This window comes from Streptococcus gallolyticus subsp. gallolyticus DSM 16831 (assembly GCF_002000985.1).
GTDB lineage: Bacteria > Bacillota > Bacilli > Lactobacillales > Streptococcaceae > Streptococcus > Streptococcus gallolyticus.
This window is the reverse complement of the sequence record NZ_CP018822.1, coordinates 455,646-472,468: the sequence shown is the minus strand read 5'-3', so window position 1 is coordinate 472,468 and position 16,823 is coordinate 455,646. Positions and strand designations below refer to the sequence as shown.

The following is a 16,823-nucleotide window of genomic DNA, read 5'->3' as shown; positions in this document are numbered from 1 at the left end:
ACAAGATTATGTCAAAAGAATATCAAACATTGGCTACCCAAATTATTGCCTTAGTTGGTGGTAAAGAAAATGTTGCTAACGTTTATCATTGTCAAACACGACTACGCTTTACGCTTGTTGATAACCTAAAAGCTGACACCGAAGCTCTTGAAAAGCTCGACGGCGTAACAAAGGTTATTATCAATGCTGGACAATACCAAATCGTCATCGGAACACACGTTGCAGATGTCTTTGAAGAAATTGAAAAGCTCGTTGAAATATCACAAGATACTACTACCCAAGAGAAAAAAGGCATTTTTGATACTATCATTGATTTTGTCGCAGGAACTTTCCAACCAATCATCCCCGCACTCTCTGGGGCTGGTATGGTAAAAGCTGTTTTAGCACTTCTTGTCGTTTTCAATGTCATCACCACTGATTCACAAACCTATTACATGCTTAATGTATTTGCAGATGGTGTATTTTACTTCTTACCAATTCTCATTGCCTTTACTCAGGCACAAAAACTCAAATGTAACCCTATTTTAGCTGCAGGTGTCGCTGCCATGCTTTTACATCCAAATTGGTCGGCGCTTGTGACTGCTGGAGACGCTGTCAACTTCTTTAACGTCATTCCATTTACACTAGCAAGTTATGGTTCAAGTGTTATCCCTATTATTCTCATCATTTTTGTCCAATCTTATGTTGAGAAATTCTTAAACAAACACATTCCAAAATCAATCAATATTGTTTTTGTTCCAATGCTAACTTTCCTTATCATGGGAACATTAGCCTTCTCAGTTCTTGGGCCAATTGGAGCCATTGTCGGAAATTACTTAGCTACCGTTTTCACATTCTTAGCAGAAAATGCAAGCTGGGCACCTGCTTTAATCATTGGAACATTCTTACCGATTATGGTGATGTTTGGTATCCATAACGGTGTTGCCCCACTTGGAATCATGCAAATGTCTCAACTAGGTTATGACTCAATCTTTGGTCCTGGGTGTGTCTGTTCAAATATGGCACAAGCAACAGCTGGTGCAGTCGTTGCTTTCGTAACAAAGGATAAAACAACCAAAGAAACAGCTATTCCTGGTTCTATCACAGCCTACATGGGAATTACCGAACCTCTTCTTTATGGTGTTAATCTACCCAAACGCTACCCATTGATTGCTTCAATGATTGGTGGAGGACTTGGTGGTCTTTATGCTGGTTTAACACATGCTCACCGATTTGCGACTGGTTCTTCTGGACTTCCAGCAGTTCTTCTCTATATTGGTGATAACACAATGACTTATTTTTACAATATTATCATTGCTATTGTCATTAGCATCATTTCAACTGCTATTATTACCTTTGTCCTTGCCAAACACTTCGAAAAAGAAGAAACTACTGACAACCTTGATACAACACAAGCTCCTGTCATTACAGGTCAAGAAGTCATGTCTCCATTGACTGGTGAAGTTCTCCCTATTGAAAAAGCTGAAGATGAAGTTTTTGCATCAAAAGTTATGGGAGACGGTGTTGTTATCTTACCAGAAGCAACCGATGTCTATGCCCCATTTGATGGTACTATCGCAACTCTCTTTCCAACTAAACATGCTATTGGACTTGTCTCAGACATGGGAGCAGAGATTCTCATTCATATTGGTATCAATACCGTAGATCTCAACGGAGAAGGATTTAAAGCCTTCGTTAAGCAAGGAGATTCCGTCACAAAAGGTGACAAATTAATTTCATTTGATAAAGTAGCTATTGAAAACGCTGGCTACTCTAGCCAAACAATGGTCATCATTACAAACGGTTCTAATTATAATCAAATCATTAAACACGACAATCAATTTAGCCAAACTGGTGATTTGATTTTAGAATTAGAGAAATAAAAAAAGCGGAAAAATTCCGCTCCTAAACTCTCCTCAAAATAACTTGGGGAGAGTTTTTTATAACTTTTTCCAAAATGTTTGGTAAATCACTATTTGAGAAGCGATTCCTATCAAAACAGCCAGTATTGCAAACAAAACATTCGCCAACAGAACATCTTTGAGTAGAGCTCCGAGTAAAAATGTGCCTGCCCCTAGACTTCCACCTACTACTAAGGCGATTAGGATAATAGCGAGGGTCAGCCATTGTCCTGCGTGACGGTTAAAAAGTTGGGTCACATCTTGCCATTTTAAATCAAGAAATTTAAAATCACGGCGATACATAAGTTGTCCCTGAAGCAAGATACTCGCAAGAAGTCCTAGGATAAAGAAAATGACCAACACTAGCGGTGCTTTTAAGACAAACAAGCCCACTAATAAATAAACGATAGCTGGAACAAGTGCTTGGAGTCCTACCAGCGTTAAAAATTTTTGAACAAGAAAATCCTTGAAATTGATTGGTAGAGCTTTAAAGAAAGTCAGATTTTCTTTTTCTAATGAAATCCCAACCCCAACAAATGAGCTTGGCGTGCTACAAAAACTTCCCAAAACAATTCCGATAAGCATTGCCACACCAAAATAATCATTCGGCACTTCAGCCAAACTAACCCCATTTGTCACACTCGGTGTGATAAAAATCACCACATAAATCAAAGGCAATAGATAAGTTTGTGTCAGCAAGGTCGCATTTTGTAAGGTTGACATATGGTGACGAATCATCATCGTTTTCAACGATTTACCTTTCAACGCTTTTTGAGATGCTGACGATACTTTTTGTTTCGGCTTAGATTTAGGCTTAGCATAAAGAACTTCTTTGTAATACGTTGGCATCAACCATTTGACAACCCCAACTGTTAAAATCATCAACACTAACAAAGGTAGCCAAAAATTAAGAACAGTCGCTGATTGAAATGGTGCTTTTACCACGTCATAAAAACCACGAAAATATGGTAAAACAGTATGGTCTGCAAGGGCAACATTATCATCATAAGTCATGTTTTGACTGTTGATAACATTCATGTAAAGAATGGCACCGACTGCTCCAATCGTTGATATAGACATGAGAACAGTCGAGACGATTTTTCGGTGCTGACTTCGAAGAATGATTTTTCCCACAAAACTATTAAGATAAAGTGCCAACAAAATCACAGCCGCAAACAGAACAAAAAAGAGGATAATTGTCAACGGAATCGCTAGTACAAGCCCTGCTATTTGCCAGTAAGCGATAAAAAACAAGGACAAAAGTGGCATTAAAAATGTAATGCCCATACCAAAACTGGAAATCACTTTTGCCATATAAAGTTCACTCGATTTAATCGGCAAATGTGCATAAAGCCGAACATCATCGCTCTCATAAAAAATGCTATACATGGCTGAAAAAGCATTTAGAGTTGCCATGATAAAGAAAATCGCTATGTAAAAAGAGAAATACCCTGGGAAATAACGAAAATCAATGTTAGCATACATAGAAATGTAAATAACCGCAAACAAAAGGCTGAGGAGAATTTGCTGGCGCATCACACTCTTATAAGCCGAAAAACCTTTGCTTGGTTTACGTTCTTGTTTTCGCTTTGCCGCCGTGACAGACTGTGGGCTAGAATAGAGGATATTAATCTTGGTTAACTCCCAAACTGTTGACCAATTCATACGCCTATCCCTCCTCTTGCGCTTTACGCCCTGCTAATTCAAGATAGATTGTTTCCAAATCTTTATCAGGGTGATTAGCTTTTAAGTCATCTAAGGTACCGATAAAAATCAACTTGCCATCTTTTAAAATTCCAATACGGTCACAAAGTTGCTCCGCAACAGCAAGAACATGTGTTGAGAAAAGAACCGTATTGCCACCACGCGCGTGCTCTTTCATCATTTCTTTCAAATCAAACGATGCTTGTGGGTCAAGCCCTGTCAAAGGTTCATCTAAAATCCAAATATCTGGATTTGATATCAGAGCACCAATAAGAATCACTTTTTGACGCATACCGTGTGAAAAACTATCAATCAAATCATTGATATTCTCCGCAATATCAAACAAATGTGACAATCGTTCAATCCGTTCATCAGTGAGCTTATCATCAACGTCATAAATTTTAGCTAAAAAATGCCAGTATTCTATCGCCGTTAAGTTCAGGAAAATATCAGGTGAATCAGGCACGTAACCAATGCGTTTTTTGATATCATCACGGTGCTCAGAAAGAGGTAACTCATCAACATATACCTCACCATAGCTCGCTTCAATGATTGACGTTAAAATGCTAATCGTCGTTGTTTTTCCTGCACCATTATGCCCAATCAAGCCAAAAATTTCGCCATTAGCAATGGTCATATTGACATCACTTAGTGCTTCCTTATCACCATACAACTTTGAAACATGATCAAATCGAATCATACCTATCTCCTTTCCCTACTCTCCTAACAATGGTTTTATCCATTTTGAAACTTCTTTGCTCTTTCGGTAATCCGCAGCAAATTCCTGTGTCAACTGTTTCAATGATTTTGCCCCCTTTGGTAGCGAAAAATCATGCCTTGTACTATACAGATTTAACTGACGGTCAAGGTGAAGAGCGCTCAACCCAGCATCTCCAGACCTAATCACCTCATTTGACGCAGAAAGTAAGATTTTTGACAAATCGTTATCTTGACGAATGATCATATCTTCATAAGCATTCCTAATTGCTTTGTATAATTCACTGCACTTCTCTTCCATAAAATCCCCCTAAAATTTTATTTGTACTATTAAAGTAACACAAAAATATTTTTATTCTATCTTACCTTTTCAGCTATCATTTGTCAAATAATTATAAAAACCCTCCTTGAAAACAAGGAGGGTTTCAGTTAGTTATTAATTACAATGATTCGTAAAGATTTACAGCGTTATCAACTGTGAAGCCGTATTCTTCAAAGATTTTATTGCCTGGTGCAGATGCGCCCCAAGTATCGATTGTAAGAGTTTTACCTTGGAGACCAACGTATTTGCCCCAACCAAAGCTTGAACCAGCTTCGATAGCCAAACGTTTTGTGACGTTAGCTGGAAGAATGCTTTCTTTATAAGCAGCGTCTTGTTCGTCAAAGATGTTTTGTGCTGGCATTGAAACCACACGAACATGAACACCTTTTGCTTCCAAAGCAGCTTGCGTATCAAGCGCCAATTTCACTTCAGAACCTGTTGCAATAAGGATACCGTCAAGGTCACCTTTTGCTTCTGAAAGGATATAAGCACCTTTATTAACACCTTCTGCTGCCAATTCTTTTGTCCCTTCAAGGACAGGAAGATTTTGACGTGTCAAGATGAGCATTGTTGGACGATCAGTTTCAGCAAGAGCACGTTTCCATGCAGCATTTGTTTCGTTACCGTCAGCAGGGCGGATAACGTTAAGGTTAGGCATAGAACGAACGCTAGCCAATTGTTCAACTGGTTCGTGAGTTGGTCCGTCTTCACCGACAGCGATTGAATCATGCGTCATGACATAAACCGTTGGTAATTGTTGAAGAGCAGCCATACGAACAGCTGGAAGAAGGTAGTTTGAGAATACGAAGAATGTACCACCGTAAACACGAGTACCACCATGAAGGGCAATACCGTTCATGGCAGCTGCCATGGCAAATTCACGCACACCAAACCAAATATTGCGACCAAGGTAGTTGTCTGGTTGGAAATCAGATTCTACTTTGACCATTGTATTGTTTGATGCAGAAAGGTCAGCTGAACCACCCCAGAATGATGGCACTTGTGCTGAGATTTGTTGGATAGCTTGTTGACTTGATGAACGGCTAGCAAGGCTTGTACCAATTTCGAAATCTTCAAGTGTCACGTCAACTGGTTTGTTAGCGAATGCTGCTTTGTATTCAGCGGCTAATTCTGGATAAGCAGCTTCGTATTCACGGAATTTAGTATCCCATTCATTTTCAGCAGCTTCACCACGGAATTTGATACCAACTTCAAAGCGTTTAGCCACCTCTTCTGGTACTGTGAATTCTGGATATTCCCAACCGTAAGATTTTTTAGCGTAAGCAATGCCATCAACGCCAAGAGGGGCACCGTGAACAGCTGATGTTCCTTGTTTTTCAGCACCGAAACCAATGATTGTTTTCACTTCGATAATAGATGGTTTTTCAGTTTCAGCTTTTGCTTCTTCGATAGCTTTAGCAATCGCTTCAAGGTCATTACCATCTTTAACTAAAATGTGTTGCCAACCGTAAGCTTCAAATTTACCTTTGATATCTTCTGTGAAAGCTTTTGATGTTGGACCGTCAAGTGAAATGTCGTTTGAATCGTAAAGAAGGACTAATTTGCCAAGTTTAAGATGTCCAGCAAGGCTGGCAGCTTCTTGACTGACACCTTCCATCAAGCAACCGTCACCATGCAAAGCATAAGTGTAGTGGTCAACGATATTAAATCCTGGTTTGTTAAATTTAGCTGCTAAGTGAGCTTCTGCCATTGCCATACCAACAGCATTGGCAATCCCTTGCCCAAGAGGTCCAGTTGTAGCTTCAACACCGTCTGTATGATTGACTTCTGGGTGACCTGGTGTTTTTGAACCCCATTGACGGAAATTCTTCAAATCATCAATGCTAACATTGTAACCTGATAGATGAAGAAGGCTGTATAAAAGGGCAGAACCATGTCCTGCAGATAGTACAAAACGATCTCGGTTAGACCAAGAACGGCTTGTCTTCGGATTAACATTCATTACATGATTCCAAAGAACATAAGCCATAGGTGCAGCTCCCATTGGAAGACCAGGGTGACCTGAATTAGCTGCCTGAATGGCATCAATTGAGAGCGTACGGACAGTATTGACTGCCAACTGATCAATAGCATCAAATGTCATGAGTGAAACCTTTCTGTTTTTAAGGACTTATAGTATTATTGTTCGGATTCTATTATATCATAAATAATTAGAGTTTTTAAAACAAATTATTATTCGACTTTATTTTTAAACGTTTCCCAGTCTTTAGTAAAGTTTTTTATGCCGCTTGTCGTCAAAGGGTGTTTGGTCATTTTATCAAAAACAGCATCTGGAATGGTAGCAATATGAGCACCTCGTTTCGCAACGTTCTCAACATGAACTGTATTACGAATGCTGGCTGCAATGATTTCCGTATCAAAGCCATAAAAATCAATGATTTCTCGCAAATCTGAAATCAATTGGTAAGCATCTGTGCCGATGTCTTCCAGACGTCCAACAAATGGACTGATAAAGGTTGCACCAGCTTTGATAGCCATAAGCCCTTGAGATACCGTAAAAATAAGAGTGACGTTGGTCTTAATGTTTTCTTTTGAAAGCACATTGACTGCTTTCAACCCTTCCATTGTCATCGGAATTTTGACCACAATATTATCTGCCCATTTAGCAATATCACGCGCTTCAGTAATCATTTCTTCAGCTGTTACGCCTGTGACTTCTGCCGACACAGGACCATCAACAATCTGGCAAATTTCCTTGATAACCGTCTCAAAATCACGCCCTTCACGGGAAATAATCGTTGGATTGGTCGTGACACCGTCCACGACACCTAATTCGTTAATTGTTTTAATCGCCGAAACATCGGCTGTATCTAAGAAAAATTTCATTGTATTCCCCTTCTTACAATTCAGAATCTGTTCGTTTATCAAGAATAATACTTATTACAATTACAATAAATACAAAAGCGAGGATTGCTGTAATAAGTGCACCTGACCCCAATTGTCCAATTTTTCCTAAGATATAGCCTGGAATTAGATAATCTGTATCAGCAAATGTTGAAGCTGCCATTTTAAGAGAACCAAGTAATGGTAAAATAGCCAATGGTAACCAACTTATAAGTAAACTATTAACAGCAGAGCCAAGAACAGCTCCTCTTCTACCACCAGTAGAATTTCCGTAAATACCTGCTGCAGCTCCACAGAAGAAGTGTCCAACTACACCTGGAATAATAACCGTAGTATGAAGAGCAATCATTATAAACATTGAAATTGTGCCAACAATAAAACTAGTAAAAAAGCCAATCAATACTGCATTTGGTGCATAAGAAAAGATAATTGGCACATCCAATGCTGGTTTAGAATTTGGTACCCATTTTTTAGCAATACCTTGAAATGCTGGAACGATTTCTGCTAGTACCATACGAACACCTTGTAGAACAACTACAAATCCTGCCGTAAATGTCCCTGCTTGAATAATTGCATAAACAATCGCACTTGTTCCATCACTCAATTCTTTTTCTACATAACCTGTGCCAGCTGCCAGTGCCAAGATGACATAAACTACACTCATTAATAACATAATAGATACTGTTGAATCACGTAGAAAACTAAATGATTGTGGAACATCCATATCCTCTGTAGATTTTGATTTATCACCAAACCATTTTCCAATCCAACCAGCTATAGCATAACCAATATTTCCTGTATGTCCCATGGCAACATTATCATTACCAGTAATTTTTTTCATAAAAGGTTGACAAAGAGCGGGAGTGATTGTCAGTAACGTTCCTTCAAATAACCCTCCAAGTATGATAACTATAGGATTCGCTTTGATACCAGCACTTATCAAAATAACAGCTGTAATACAAGAAACATACATCATAGCTTGACCTGTTAAAAATAAATATTTAAAACGTGTAAAGCGTGCCAATAGAATATTAACAATCATTCCAACCAACATAATTAAAGCTGTTTGACTTCCATAATCTTGTAAAGCAATCGCAACAACAGCTTCATTACTAGGAACAACACCTTGAGTATTTAGAGCTACTTGAAACATTTTTGCAAAAGGAGCCAAGGCATTCTGCAAAATCCCTGAACCACCTGTTAAAACAAGAAATCCAACTATTGTTTTAATTGTCCCTGACATTACATCAGAGAATTTTTTCTTTTGTAAAAGTAAACCAATTAAAGCAATGAGAGCTACTAAAATGGCAGGTTGAGTAACTATAGAAACAAATATATTTAAAGCACTTTTCATAATAGAATCCTCTTCTCTACTTTTTGATTACCGATGTGTAATAGCATTTTTATCTAGTATATTAATTACTTGTTGTTTTATTTCATCAGCATCAATGATAGAATTTAACGAAATAATCTTTTCCTCTGGTAGGTTAGATAAAGCAGGAACCAAAGTCTTTTCAGCAAAGAAGTAATCAGCCATGTCTCCACTAACACTTCCTGAATCTGTATGCTCAACTGTAAAATCTTCTACATCAACTCCTAATTCTTGTAGGGCTGACTCAATATTCATTTGAACCATAAAACTTGTTCCTAAACCACTTTGGCATACTGCAAAAATTTTCATAATTATTACACTCCTTCTAGCAATGAGCTAATTTCTTCAATATTTGATGATTGAAGCAATACTTGTAAATTTTCCTTCTTAGATAGAATTTTTGTTAATTTCATCAATGCTTCTAGATGTTGACTACTATCACTAGCAGCCAAACAAATAAAAATAGATACTGGATGGTTAGGGTCATCTAAAAGATTTACTGGATATTTTAACTTCAGAAAAGATATACCAGTTTCAATAACTCCCTCCTCCGGTCGGGCATGTGGTAAAGCTAAATATTCTCCAATGTTAATAAATGGTCCGTATTCTTTTACCTTATCTATCATCGCCTGAATATAGCTCTCTTTAATTTTTCCTTTTGTTAGTAAAGGTTGAGCCGTTAATCTTATTGCCTCTTCCCAATTCATTTTTTGAGAACTTAACTGGATATTTTCTTTATCTAATAACTCCATAATTTCTCCTCGTACTATTGTTTTAAATAATTCTTAATTTCCAATTGACTGCCTGTCATTAATAATTCAATAAACTGCTCATCAATTAGATGCTGAATGAGATTTTGAATTTGTGGACGTATTTTAAATGCTGTTTGAGAATTAATCACAAGAGCAATTACAATATTTACCTTTGCAATACCTTTAGACCAATTCAAAATAGGTTCCGAAAGACGTACAATGAAGATTTTATCTTGAACATTCTCATTGGTGAAATGCGGTAAAACAACACCTTGTGCGATTTCAATATTTCCCATCGCTTCACGTTCTAAGAATTTACTTTCTATCTCTTGCTGACTTAGGGTTTGACTGTCAATTTGAGATGCTAAATATTCATAAACTTCTTGCCGATTATTGAAATTTTGGTTAGAAACGTATTGATATAAATCAGTTACCATAATTAATCTCCCTTATTGCATTTTGAATATTCTTTTTATCTTCATCTGTTAATAAGGCACTTACAAGAATTGTCTTTACGTTTAACATTTCTTGCAAACTAACACTCGTGATAACCAATTGAATATCTGGATAATTTTGCAAAATTTCTTTGATATTTTGAGAAGATACTACTTTAACAATATCAAGATTTTGAAAAGCTGTTTCAATTTTCACTTTAAGCAGTTCTGAAATGCCAATTCCCGATGAACACATCACAACCGCTTTTATGGGAGTTGGGTTTAATTCTTTGAAACGAACAAAATATAACGTCAAAAAGCCAATTTCATCAGCACTTAACATTGAAAAACCAAATTGTTCTGTCATCTCCAGAGAAACTTTCTCTGTCTGATTAAAAATATCAGCATAACGGTCTTTAATATCATGCAACATATTATTTTTGATATAAATTTTATTATCTAATCTTCTTAACAATGGACTGATATGGTTTGCCAAATCAATAAACATAGGAGATTGTTCATTTATTGATTCTGACTTTGTCATTTCCATCTTTTTAAAATAAAATTTTGTTACAGAAACAACACGCGTTGAAAATTCAATTTTTTGCTGATGTGTACTAAGTTGAAATCTTGACGAATACAAGTATTGATAGAGATAATTAATTTCTAAATCATCAATACTCCTCCCTAAACGATTCCCAATATCATTTATAATCTTTTTACTTTCTTTGAGAATTGAGTCATCGTAATCTGTCATCTTGATATCCACTACTTCTGCGTTAGCGATTTTACGACTAGAAATTTTTAACCGTTCAAGCATAATGTAAAGATGAGAAAAAATATTAACATTGTATGGGTATGGTAACCTTGCCTGTAAATCCGTCTCAATTTGGTCAATTTCTTCCAAAATAATTTTAGCAAGCTCTAAATCAAAATGACTTTGGTTAGTAGTATTAGACAAATTGTCAATATCAATCATGCTAAACGTTGGTACCAAATCCGCTAATGCTCTACGAATATCCAATTCTGAACCTGTTATAAAAATATAGCCTGTCCGAGTTGAGATTTTTAAATGAAAGGGATTGAGTCGCTTTTGAATCTCGATTTTATCTTTCATAATAACGGAATCACTGACATAATACTCTTGTGCTAAGTCATATATAAGTAATTTTTTAGGTGATATCGTTAACAATCTCTCCAAAATTTGAAGTTGCCTACTAGCTGGTGTAAAATCATTTTGCTTAGAATTTATTAAAGTAGCATAATTTTTAAGTCTATTAAGTTTAAAACCACGTCCTCTCTTTTTTATGATAAGTTCATCAGGAAAATAGTTTTGATTTATTTCCTTTACAAGACGATAAACCGTTTTTTCAGATAAATTCAATTGTTCGGATAAAGATTTTGCCGTGATATAATCTGAATTCTGATGCAATACTGCTAGCAATCTATCAAATTGTAATTGTTTTTTATTCATCTTCATTTTCCTTTCACACTTATTATTGTATGCGTTTTCTAATTATAACAAACTCCTTTTAGTGTCCACTTTAAAATGGACATTTTTCCTTTTCATTGTACACAAAAATCCCAGTCATTACTGACTGGGATTCCTATCTTACGAATTTGGGTCGTCAAGGCTTCTGCCATGCAAACCACGTTCGCGTTGAAGTTGTTTTAGTTTTTCTGGTGTCACATCATTTCCTTCTTCATCAACAAGTTTAATCCCTGCGATATGGTGAAGAAGTGAGCGACGATACCCTTCAATGTACTCTTTGCGAAGCTCAGCTTGTTCAACTTTTTCAGCACCTGTCAAACCAACTGTTTTTTTCTTACGCGCAAGTTCATTAATGCGTTGAATCTTTTTTTCATTCATGAGTAAGACTCACCAAACGTATAAAATCCATAGATTCTACACGCTTTTTCCTTTCTTATAATTTACCAAATCAGAAAATCAATTAGCTAATACACCTCTAAAATGACAATGCTAACTTAGCAGTCATTAGCAAAATTTTAGCCAACTGTGTCAGGAGCGGCAAGCGAAATGCCACTTCTTATTTGGTATTCAATTTGTTAAATGCTGCTACGCTGCTAGCTTTTGCAGTCAATTCAGCAAGGATAGCCAAGCGATTATTTTTAACAGCTTCATTATCCACCATTACCATTGTATTGTCAAAGAATTTGTCGATAACTGGGCTTAAAGCGAATAATTGTGCCAATTTATCACTAGCGCTACCTGACAAGTTCAATTCTGCTGCAGCTTGTGCCAAAGCTTTTTCTTCATCATTTTCAAACAAGCTCGCATCCACAGTTAGGTCAGCTGGCGCTTTTTCAGCAAGATTGAATACACGTGAAAGACTTTCAACGGCGGCTTTATAATCAGCAGCTTTGCTTACTTCAACAAGAGCATCAGCAGCTTCAAGCATTTCAGCCACAACAAAGTTTGAACCAGCAAGAACAGCTTCTTTAATATCTTTAGAAACTGATTTGCTCATCATTTTTTCAACACGCGCACGGATGAAATCCATAACTTCTGCTTTGTGTTCATAAGTCAAGCTATCAAATGACAAGGCGTAAAGGTTGTCAATCAATTCATCCATTGGAATTTTTAAACCAAAGGCATCCATGATACGAACAACACCAGCTGTTGCACGACGAAGAGCATATGGGTCATTTGAACCTGACGGAATCAAGCCAACTGAGAAGAATGACAAGATAGTATCCAATTTATCAGCAAGTGCCAAAAGAGCACCAACTTTAGTTTCTGGAAGGTCACCGTCAGCTGAATTTGGAAGGTAGTGTTCACGAATAGCTGTTGCTACTGCGGCATCTTCGCCTGCAAGAAGGGCATATTTTTCACCCATGATACCTTGCAATTCATCAAATTCACCAACCATACCAGTCAATAAGTCGAATTTATAAATTTCAGCAGCACGAGCAAGAGCTTTGCTTTCTTCGGCAGAAGCGCCAGCTTTTTCGGCAAGGTAAGCTGCAATTACTTTGCTGCGTTTCATGTGTTCAGAAAGTGAACCGATTTTTTCGTGGAATGTAACGTTGTCAAGTTTTGCCACAAGGTCAGCAATTTTAAGTTTTTGGTCTTCACGCCAGAAGAATTCACCGTCTTCCAAACGAGCCACGAGCACTTTTTCATTACCTTTAATGACATTTTCAAGGTACTCAGCATTACCGTTACGAACTGAGATGAAGTTTGGCATTAATTTACCAGCTTGGTCACGGACAACAAAGTAACGTTGGTGGTTTTTCATTGATGTGACAAGCACTTCTTCTGGTACTTCAAGATATTTCGTATCAAAGCTTCCCATGAAAGCAGTTGGGTATTCAACCAAGTTAAGGACTTCGTTAAGCAATTCGTCATCGATTTCAACTTGGACGTTTTGTGCTTTTTCAATGTCTTTGATTTGGTTAACAATCATGTCTTGACGTTCTTTAGCGTCGGCGATAACAAAGACTCTACGCAAGTCTTCTTCGTATGAATCAGCGCTAGCAATTTCTGTTTCATGACCAAGGAAACGGTGTCCACGGCTAACACGACCTGAATGAATATCCAAGAAATCAAGGTCAAGAGCTTCATCATCAAGAAGAACAGTCAATGTGTGAACAGGACGGATGTATTCAAATGTGTTATTTGCCCAGTGCATGTTTACTGGGAAAGTCATTGCTGACAAGATTTCTGGAATGTCAACAAGCACTTCTTTGGCAGCTTTTCCTGCTTCGTGTTTTGTAACGTAAACATACTCTTCGCCTTTAACTTCGCGGAATTCAATATCGTCAGTTGTCAACCCTTTACCACGGACAAATCCTTGAGCCGCTTTTGTGAAGTTACCGTCAGCGTCCAATGCGATTTTCTTAGAAGGACCTTTAAAATCTTCTGTTAAATCAGTTTGCGCATCAGCAAGACCAGTCACACGAACAGCCAAACGACGTGGTGTAGAGAAAGTTTGAATGCCTTCAAATGCCAAACGTTTTTCGTTCAAAAATGCTGCCATACGATCGCCAAGTTGTTTTTCACTTGGAGTAACCACGTAAGCTGGTAATTCTTCTAAACCAAGTTCTACAAGTAAATTTTTAGCCATTATTCAGCATCCTCCTTCAATAATTTTTCACGTGTTGCTTCATCAAGCAATGGGTAACCAAGGCGTTTACGTTCTGCCACAAATGTTTTGGCAACAACACGAGCCAAGTTACGAATACGAGCGATGTAACCAGCACGTTCTGTTACAGAAACCGCACCACGCGCATCAAGCAAGTTGAAAGTGTGTGAACATTTCAAAACGTAGTCATAAGCTGGGTGTACGAGGTGTTCATCCAAGCAACGTTTTGCTTCTGCTTCAAATTTTTCAAAGTTTTCAAGAAGCATATCTTGATTAGAAATTTCAAATGAATATTTTGAATGTTCAAATTCTGGTTGAAGGAAGATTTCACCATATTTAACACCTGGTGCCCATTCAATATCATAGACAGAATCCACTTCTTGAATGTAAGATGCCAAACGTTCAAGACCGTAAGTAACTTCTGATGTTACAGGACCTGTTTGCAAACCACCAACTTGTTGGAAGTAAGTAAATTGAGTGATTTCCATACCATCAAGCCAAACTTCCCAACCAAGACCAGCTGAACCAGTTGATGGGTTCTCCCAGTTATCTTCAACGAAACGAATGTCGTGTTCTAGGGGATTAATTCCTAATTTTTCCAATGATTCAAGGTAAAGTTCTTGAATGTTTGATGGTGATGGTTTCATAACCACTTGGAATTGGTGGTGTTGGTAAAGACGGTTAGGATTTTCACCGTAACGACCGTCAGCTGGACGACGTGATGGTTCAACATAAGCCGCATTCCATGGTTCCGGACCAATGGCACGAAGGAAAGTGTAGGGACTCATTGTACCAGCACCTTTTTCATTGTCATAAGCTTGCATCAACATACAACCTTGGTCATTCCAAAATTGTTGCAAAGTCAAAATAATTTCTTGAAACGTCAATTTTTTAGACATGTATTTACTCCTTATTTTAGTAACTTGATTTGCGACGTCAGATTGGGCAAAACGATTATTTTTAAACAATCTGACTAGTGCATAGGCTAGGCAAATCGCCATAGCGATTGCCGTTTGTCAGTTCGACGACTGCCAATTAAAATGAGGAGATTACTGACATTGCCTAGGTAAAACGTCAATTTTTTAGACATGTATTTACTCCTTATTTTAATAACTAATTTTTGCGACGTATCTTGGAGGCTAACGTTTTTCCATAATAAAAAACCGCCAACACACCCATATGATACCTCATAAGGGGCGTTAAAACGCGGTTCCACCCTATCTTATTACTTCATTTATCTGATTTTAACTTAGCCTTGCTAAGCGAAAGCGCCAGCGACTCACTTCAGTTTCATCCGACTTCCACCACCTCGGACTCGCTAAGAAACACCATGAGACTTTCTCTCTTTAAAGAGTATTTTAGCATAAATGACTTGGAGTGTCTAGGTTCAAACAAAAAACTAATAGCTGAAATCTTGTTTTCACTCATTTCATCATTCAAAATTCAAAGGCGAGATAAAAAACAGTTTTCATTTACCCAAAACTAAAAGCCCAAGATTGTTCATCTCAGGCTCTCACGTTTAGGCGTTCCAAACTTTTTCGCCACCTAAGTAAGTTGCTTGTAAATCAAGTTCTTTGTCAAGGACAATAAAATCAGCTTGATGTCCTTTTTTGATTTGTCCGCATTTATCATCAATACCAACAGAGATAGCAGGAATAAGGCTTGCCATACTAATAGCTTGTGCTTTTGAAGCGATTCCCCAATTAACAACATTTTTTACGGCATCTTTTAGTTGGAGAATTGAACCCGCAAGAGCACCATTTGATTTCAAACGTGCTGTTCCTTTTTCGACAGTAACAGGGTATTCGCCAAGCATATAATCACCATCTTTAAGACCGCCTGCACTCATGCAGTCCGTAATCAAGGCAACGTGGTCATAATTTTTTTGGTGCATTAAAATATCACACGCTGACGGATGAACGTGATGTCCGTCACAGATTAATTCAGCATAGGTATTTGGGAGTTCATAAACCGCACCAACCATACCAGGTTCACGGTGGTTAAGTCCACGCATACCATTATAGGCATGAACCCAAACTGAAGCACCAGCTTCCACAGCATTTGCCGCTTGTTCATAAGTCGCATCAGAATGCCCTAAAGCAACAATCACATTTTTTTCCTTAGCATGATTAATAAAATCAGCCACATCATCACGTTCTGGTGCCAAAGCAATTTTTCTTAACAAACCTTTTGAACTTTCCAACCATTGGTCTAGTTCAACAATTGACGGATTACGCATATAGGAAGGATTTTGAGCCCCTTTGTATTTTTCCGTAAAATATGGTCCTTCAAAGAAAAGCCCTTGAATACGTGCACCGCTTTCTTGACCTGCAAAATCAGCTGCCGTACGACAAATATCATCTAAAGTTTCAAATGACGCTGTCAAACCAGTTGGTAAAAAGCTAGTCACTCCTGCTCCTAAAAGGGCATGACTCATGGTTTCCAGAGCTTCTTTGCTGTTATCCATAACATCAGCACCAGCAAAACCGTGAATATGAGTGTCAACTAAACCAGGAGCAATGCTGTAACCCGTATAATCAATGATGTCAGCATCGCTTGGTACTTCTGCTTGCCAGTCTCCAAAAGTATCTCCCTCGATAGCAAGATAACCAGCTTTTTTCACTTGATAAGGATAATAAAATTCGTCTGCTTTAATATACTTTGTCATTTT

The 16,823-nt window shown here is 37.7% G+C and carries 15 protein-coding genes; 1 reads left to right on the top strand and 14 read right to left on the bottom strand.

From position 1 onward, the window contains the following. The first annotated feature begins 8 nt into the window (after positions 1-8). Positions 9-1,862 (top strand): beta-glucoside-specific PTS transporter subunit IIABC, encoded by a 1,854-nt coding sequence (locus tag BTR42_RS02605; RefSeq protein ID WP_077496255.1) that lies wholly within the window; start codon positions 9-11, stop codon positions 1,860-1,862. A 57-nt stretch (positions 1,863-1,919) separates the two neighbouring features. On the opposite strand, the gene BTR42_RS02600 is transcribed toward BTR42_RS02605, so the two are convergent. The 14 genes from BTR42_RS02600 to nagA form a co-directional block, all read right to left on the bottom strand. Continuing rightward, a complete protein-coding gene (locus BTR42_RS02600) occupies positions 1,920-3,545 on the bottom strand; it encodes an ABC transporter permease (RefSeq protein ID WP_077496253.1) in 1,626 nt (541 codons plus the stop codon). A gap of 4 nt (positions 3,546-3,549) precedes the next feature. Beyond that, positions 3,550-4,284, bottom strand: coding sequence for an ABC transporter ATP-binding protein (locus BTR42_RS02595; RefSeq protein WP_013642717.1), 735 nt, complete (start codon positions 4,282-4,284; stop codon positions 3,550-3,552). 15 nt (positions 4,285-4,299) lie between these two features. After that, positions 4,300-4,602 carry a bacteriocin immunity protein gene (locus tag BTR42_RS02590; protein ID WP_077496251.1) on the bottom strand — a complete coding sequence of 101 codons (303 nt, stop codon included), beginning with the start codon at positions 4,600-4,602 and terminating at the stop codon, positions 4,300-4,302. Between the two features lie 139 nt (positions 4,603-4,741). Continuing rightward, positions 4,742-6,727 carry a transketolase gene (gene tkt, locus BTR42_RS02585; protein WP_009853471.1) on the bottom strand — a complete coding sequence of 662 codons (1,986 nt, stop codon included), beginning with the start codon at positions 6,725-6,727 and terminating at the stop codon, positions 4,742-4,744. Positions 6,728-6,816: 89 nt separating this feature from the next. Further along, positions 6,817-7,470: a fructose-6-phosphate aldolase gene (fsa, locus tag BTR42_RS02580; RefSeq protein ID WP_013642715.1), complete on the bottom strand. Its 654-nt coding sequence runs from the start codon at positions 7,468-7,470 to the stop codon at positions 6,817-6,819. A gap of 13 nt (positions 7,471-7,483) precedes the next feature. Continuing rightward, on the bottom strand, positions 7,484-8,842 hold the full coding sequence (locus BTR42_RS02575) for a PTS ascorbate transporter subunit IIC (protein WP_074658715.1): 1,359 nt from the start codon (positions 8,840-8,842) through the stop codon (positions 7,484-7,486). 27 nt (positions 8,843-8,869) lie between these two features. Continuing rightward, positions 8,870-9,169 (bottom strand): PTS sugar transporter subunit IIB, encoded by a 300-nt coding sequence (locus BTR42_RS02570; protein WP_003063470.1) that lies wholly within the window; start codon positions 9,167-9,169, stop codon positions 8,870-8,872. Positions 9,170-9,174: 5 nt separating this feature from the next. Further along, positions 9,175-9,612, bottom strand: coding sequence for a PTS sugar transporter subunit IIA (locus BTR42_RS02565; RefSeq protein ID WP_061460061.1), 438 nt, complete (start codon positions 9,610-9,612; stop codon positions 9,175-9,177). A gap of 14 nt (positions 9,613-9,626) precedes the next feature. Then, entirely contained in the window at positions 9,627-10,049 is a 423-nt protein-coding gene (locus BTR42_RS02560) for a PTS sugar transporter subunit IIA (protein WP_012961449.1), read from the bottom strand. Further along, positions 10,039-11,520: a BglG family transcription antiterminator gene (locus BTR42_RS02555; RefSeq protein ID WP_013642711.1), complete on the bottom strand. Its 1,482-nt coding sequence runs from the start codon at positions 11,518-11,520 to the stop codon at positions 10,039-10,041. The genes BTR42_RS02560 and BTR42_RS02555 overlap by 11 nt, the downstream gene beginning before the upstream one ends. A 138-nt stretch (positions 11,521-11,658) precedes the next feature. After that, positions 11,659-11,916, bottom strand: coding sequence for a DUF896 family protein (locus BTR42_RS02550; RefSeq protein WP_003063463.1), 258 nt, complete (start codon positions 11,914-11,916; stop codon positions 11,659-11,661). Between the two features lie 178 nt (positions 11,917-12,094). Continuing rightward, positions 12,095-14,134 (bottom strand): glycine--tRNA ligase subunit beta, encoded by a 2,040-nt coding sequence (gene glyS / locus BTR42_RS02545; protein WP_077496250.1) that lies wholly within the window; start codon positions 14,132-14,134, stop codon positions 12,095-12,097. Beyond that, positions 14,134-15,051, bottom strand: coding sequence for a glycine--tRNA ligase subunit alpha (gene glyQ, locus BTR42_RS02540; protein WP_012961446.1), 918 nt, complete (start codon positions 15,049-15,051; stop codon positions 14,134-14,136). The genes glyS and glyQ overlap by 1 nt, the downstream gene beginning before the upstream one ends. Before the next feature lie 620 nt (positions 15,052-15,671). Next, positions 15,672-16,820: an N-acetylglucosamine-6-phosphate deacetylase gene (gene nagA, locus BTR42_RS02535; protein WP_013642708.1), complete on the bottom strand. Its 1,149-nt coding sequence runs from the start codon at positions 16,818-16,820 to the stop codon at positions 15,672-15,674. Between the last annotated feature and the right edge of the window lie 3 nt (positions 16,821-16,823).

Coding starts and splice junctions, on each gene's coding strand:
- BTR42_RS02590 (WP_077496251.1), bottom strand. CDS start 4,602: ATGGAAGAGAAGTGCAGTGAATTATACAAAGCAATTAGGAATGCTTAT.
- BTR42_RS02560 (WP_012961449.1), bottom strand. CDS start 10,049: ATGGTAACTGATTTATATCAATACGTTTCTAACCAAAATTTCAATAAT.
- BTR42_RS02605 (WP_077496255.1), top strand. CDS start 9: ATGTCAAAAGAATATCAAACATTGGCTACCCAAATTATTGCCTTAGTT.
- BTR42_RS02600 (WP_077496253.1), bottom strand. CDS start 3,545: ATGAATTGGTCAACAGTTTGGGAGTTAACCAAGATTAATATCCTCTAT.
- BTR42_RS02595 (WP_013642717.1), bottom strand. CDS start 4,284: ATGATTCGATTTGATCATGTTTCAAAGTTGTATGGTGATAAGGAAGCA.
- glyQ (WP_012961446.1), bottom strand. CDS start 15,051: ATGTCTAAAAAATTGACGTTTCAAGAAATTATTTTGACTTTGCAACAA.
- BTR42_RS02550 (WP_003063463.1), bottom strand. CDS start 11,916: ATGAATGAAAAAAAGATTCAACGCATTAATGAACTTGCGCGTAAGAAA.
- tkt (WP_009853471.1), bottom strand. CDS start 6,727: ATGACATTTGATGCTATTGATCAGTTGGCAGTCAATACTGTCCGTACG.
- nagA (WP_013642708.1), bottom strand. CDS start 16,820: ATGACAAAGTATATTAAAGCAGACGAATTTTATTATCCTTATCAAGTG.
- BTR42_RS02565 (WP_061460061.1), bottom strand. CDS start 9,612: ATGGAGTTATTAGATAAAGAAAATATCCAGTTAAGTTCTCAAAAAATG.
- fsa (WP_013642715.1), bottom strand. CDS start 7,470: ATGAAATTTTTCTTAGATACAGCCGATGTTTCGGCGATTAAAACAATT.
- BTR42_RS02555 (WP_013642711.1), bottom strand. CDS start 11,520: ATGAATAAAAAACAATTACAATTTGATAGATTGCTAGCAGTATTGCAT.
- BTR42_RS02575 (WP_074658715.1), bottom strand. CDS start 8,842: ATGAAAAGTGCTTTAAATATATTTGTTTCTATAGTTACTCAACCTGCC.
- BTR42_RS02570 (WP_003063470.1), bottom strand. CDS start 9,169: ATGAAAATTTTTGCAGTATGCCAAAGTGGTTTAGGAACAAGTTTTATG.
- glyS (WP_077496250.1), bottom strand. CDS start 14,134: ATGGCTAAAAATTTACTTGTAGAACTTGGTTTAGAAGAATTACCAGCT.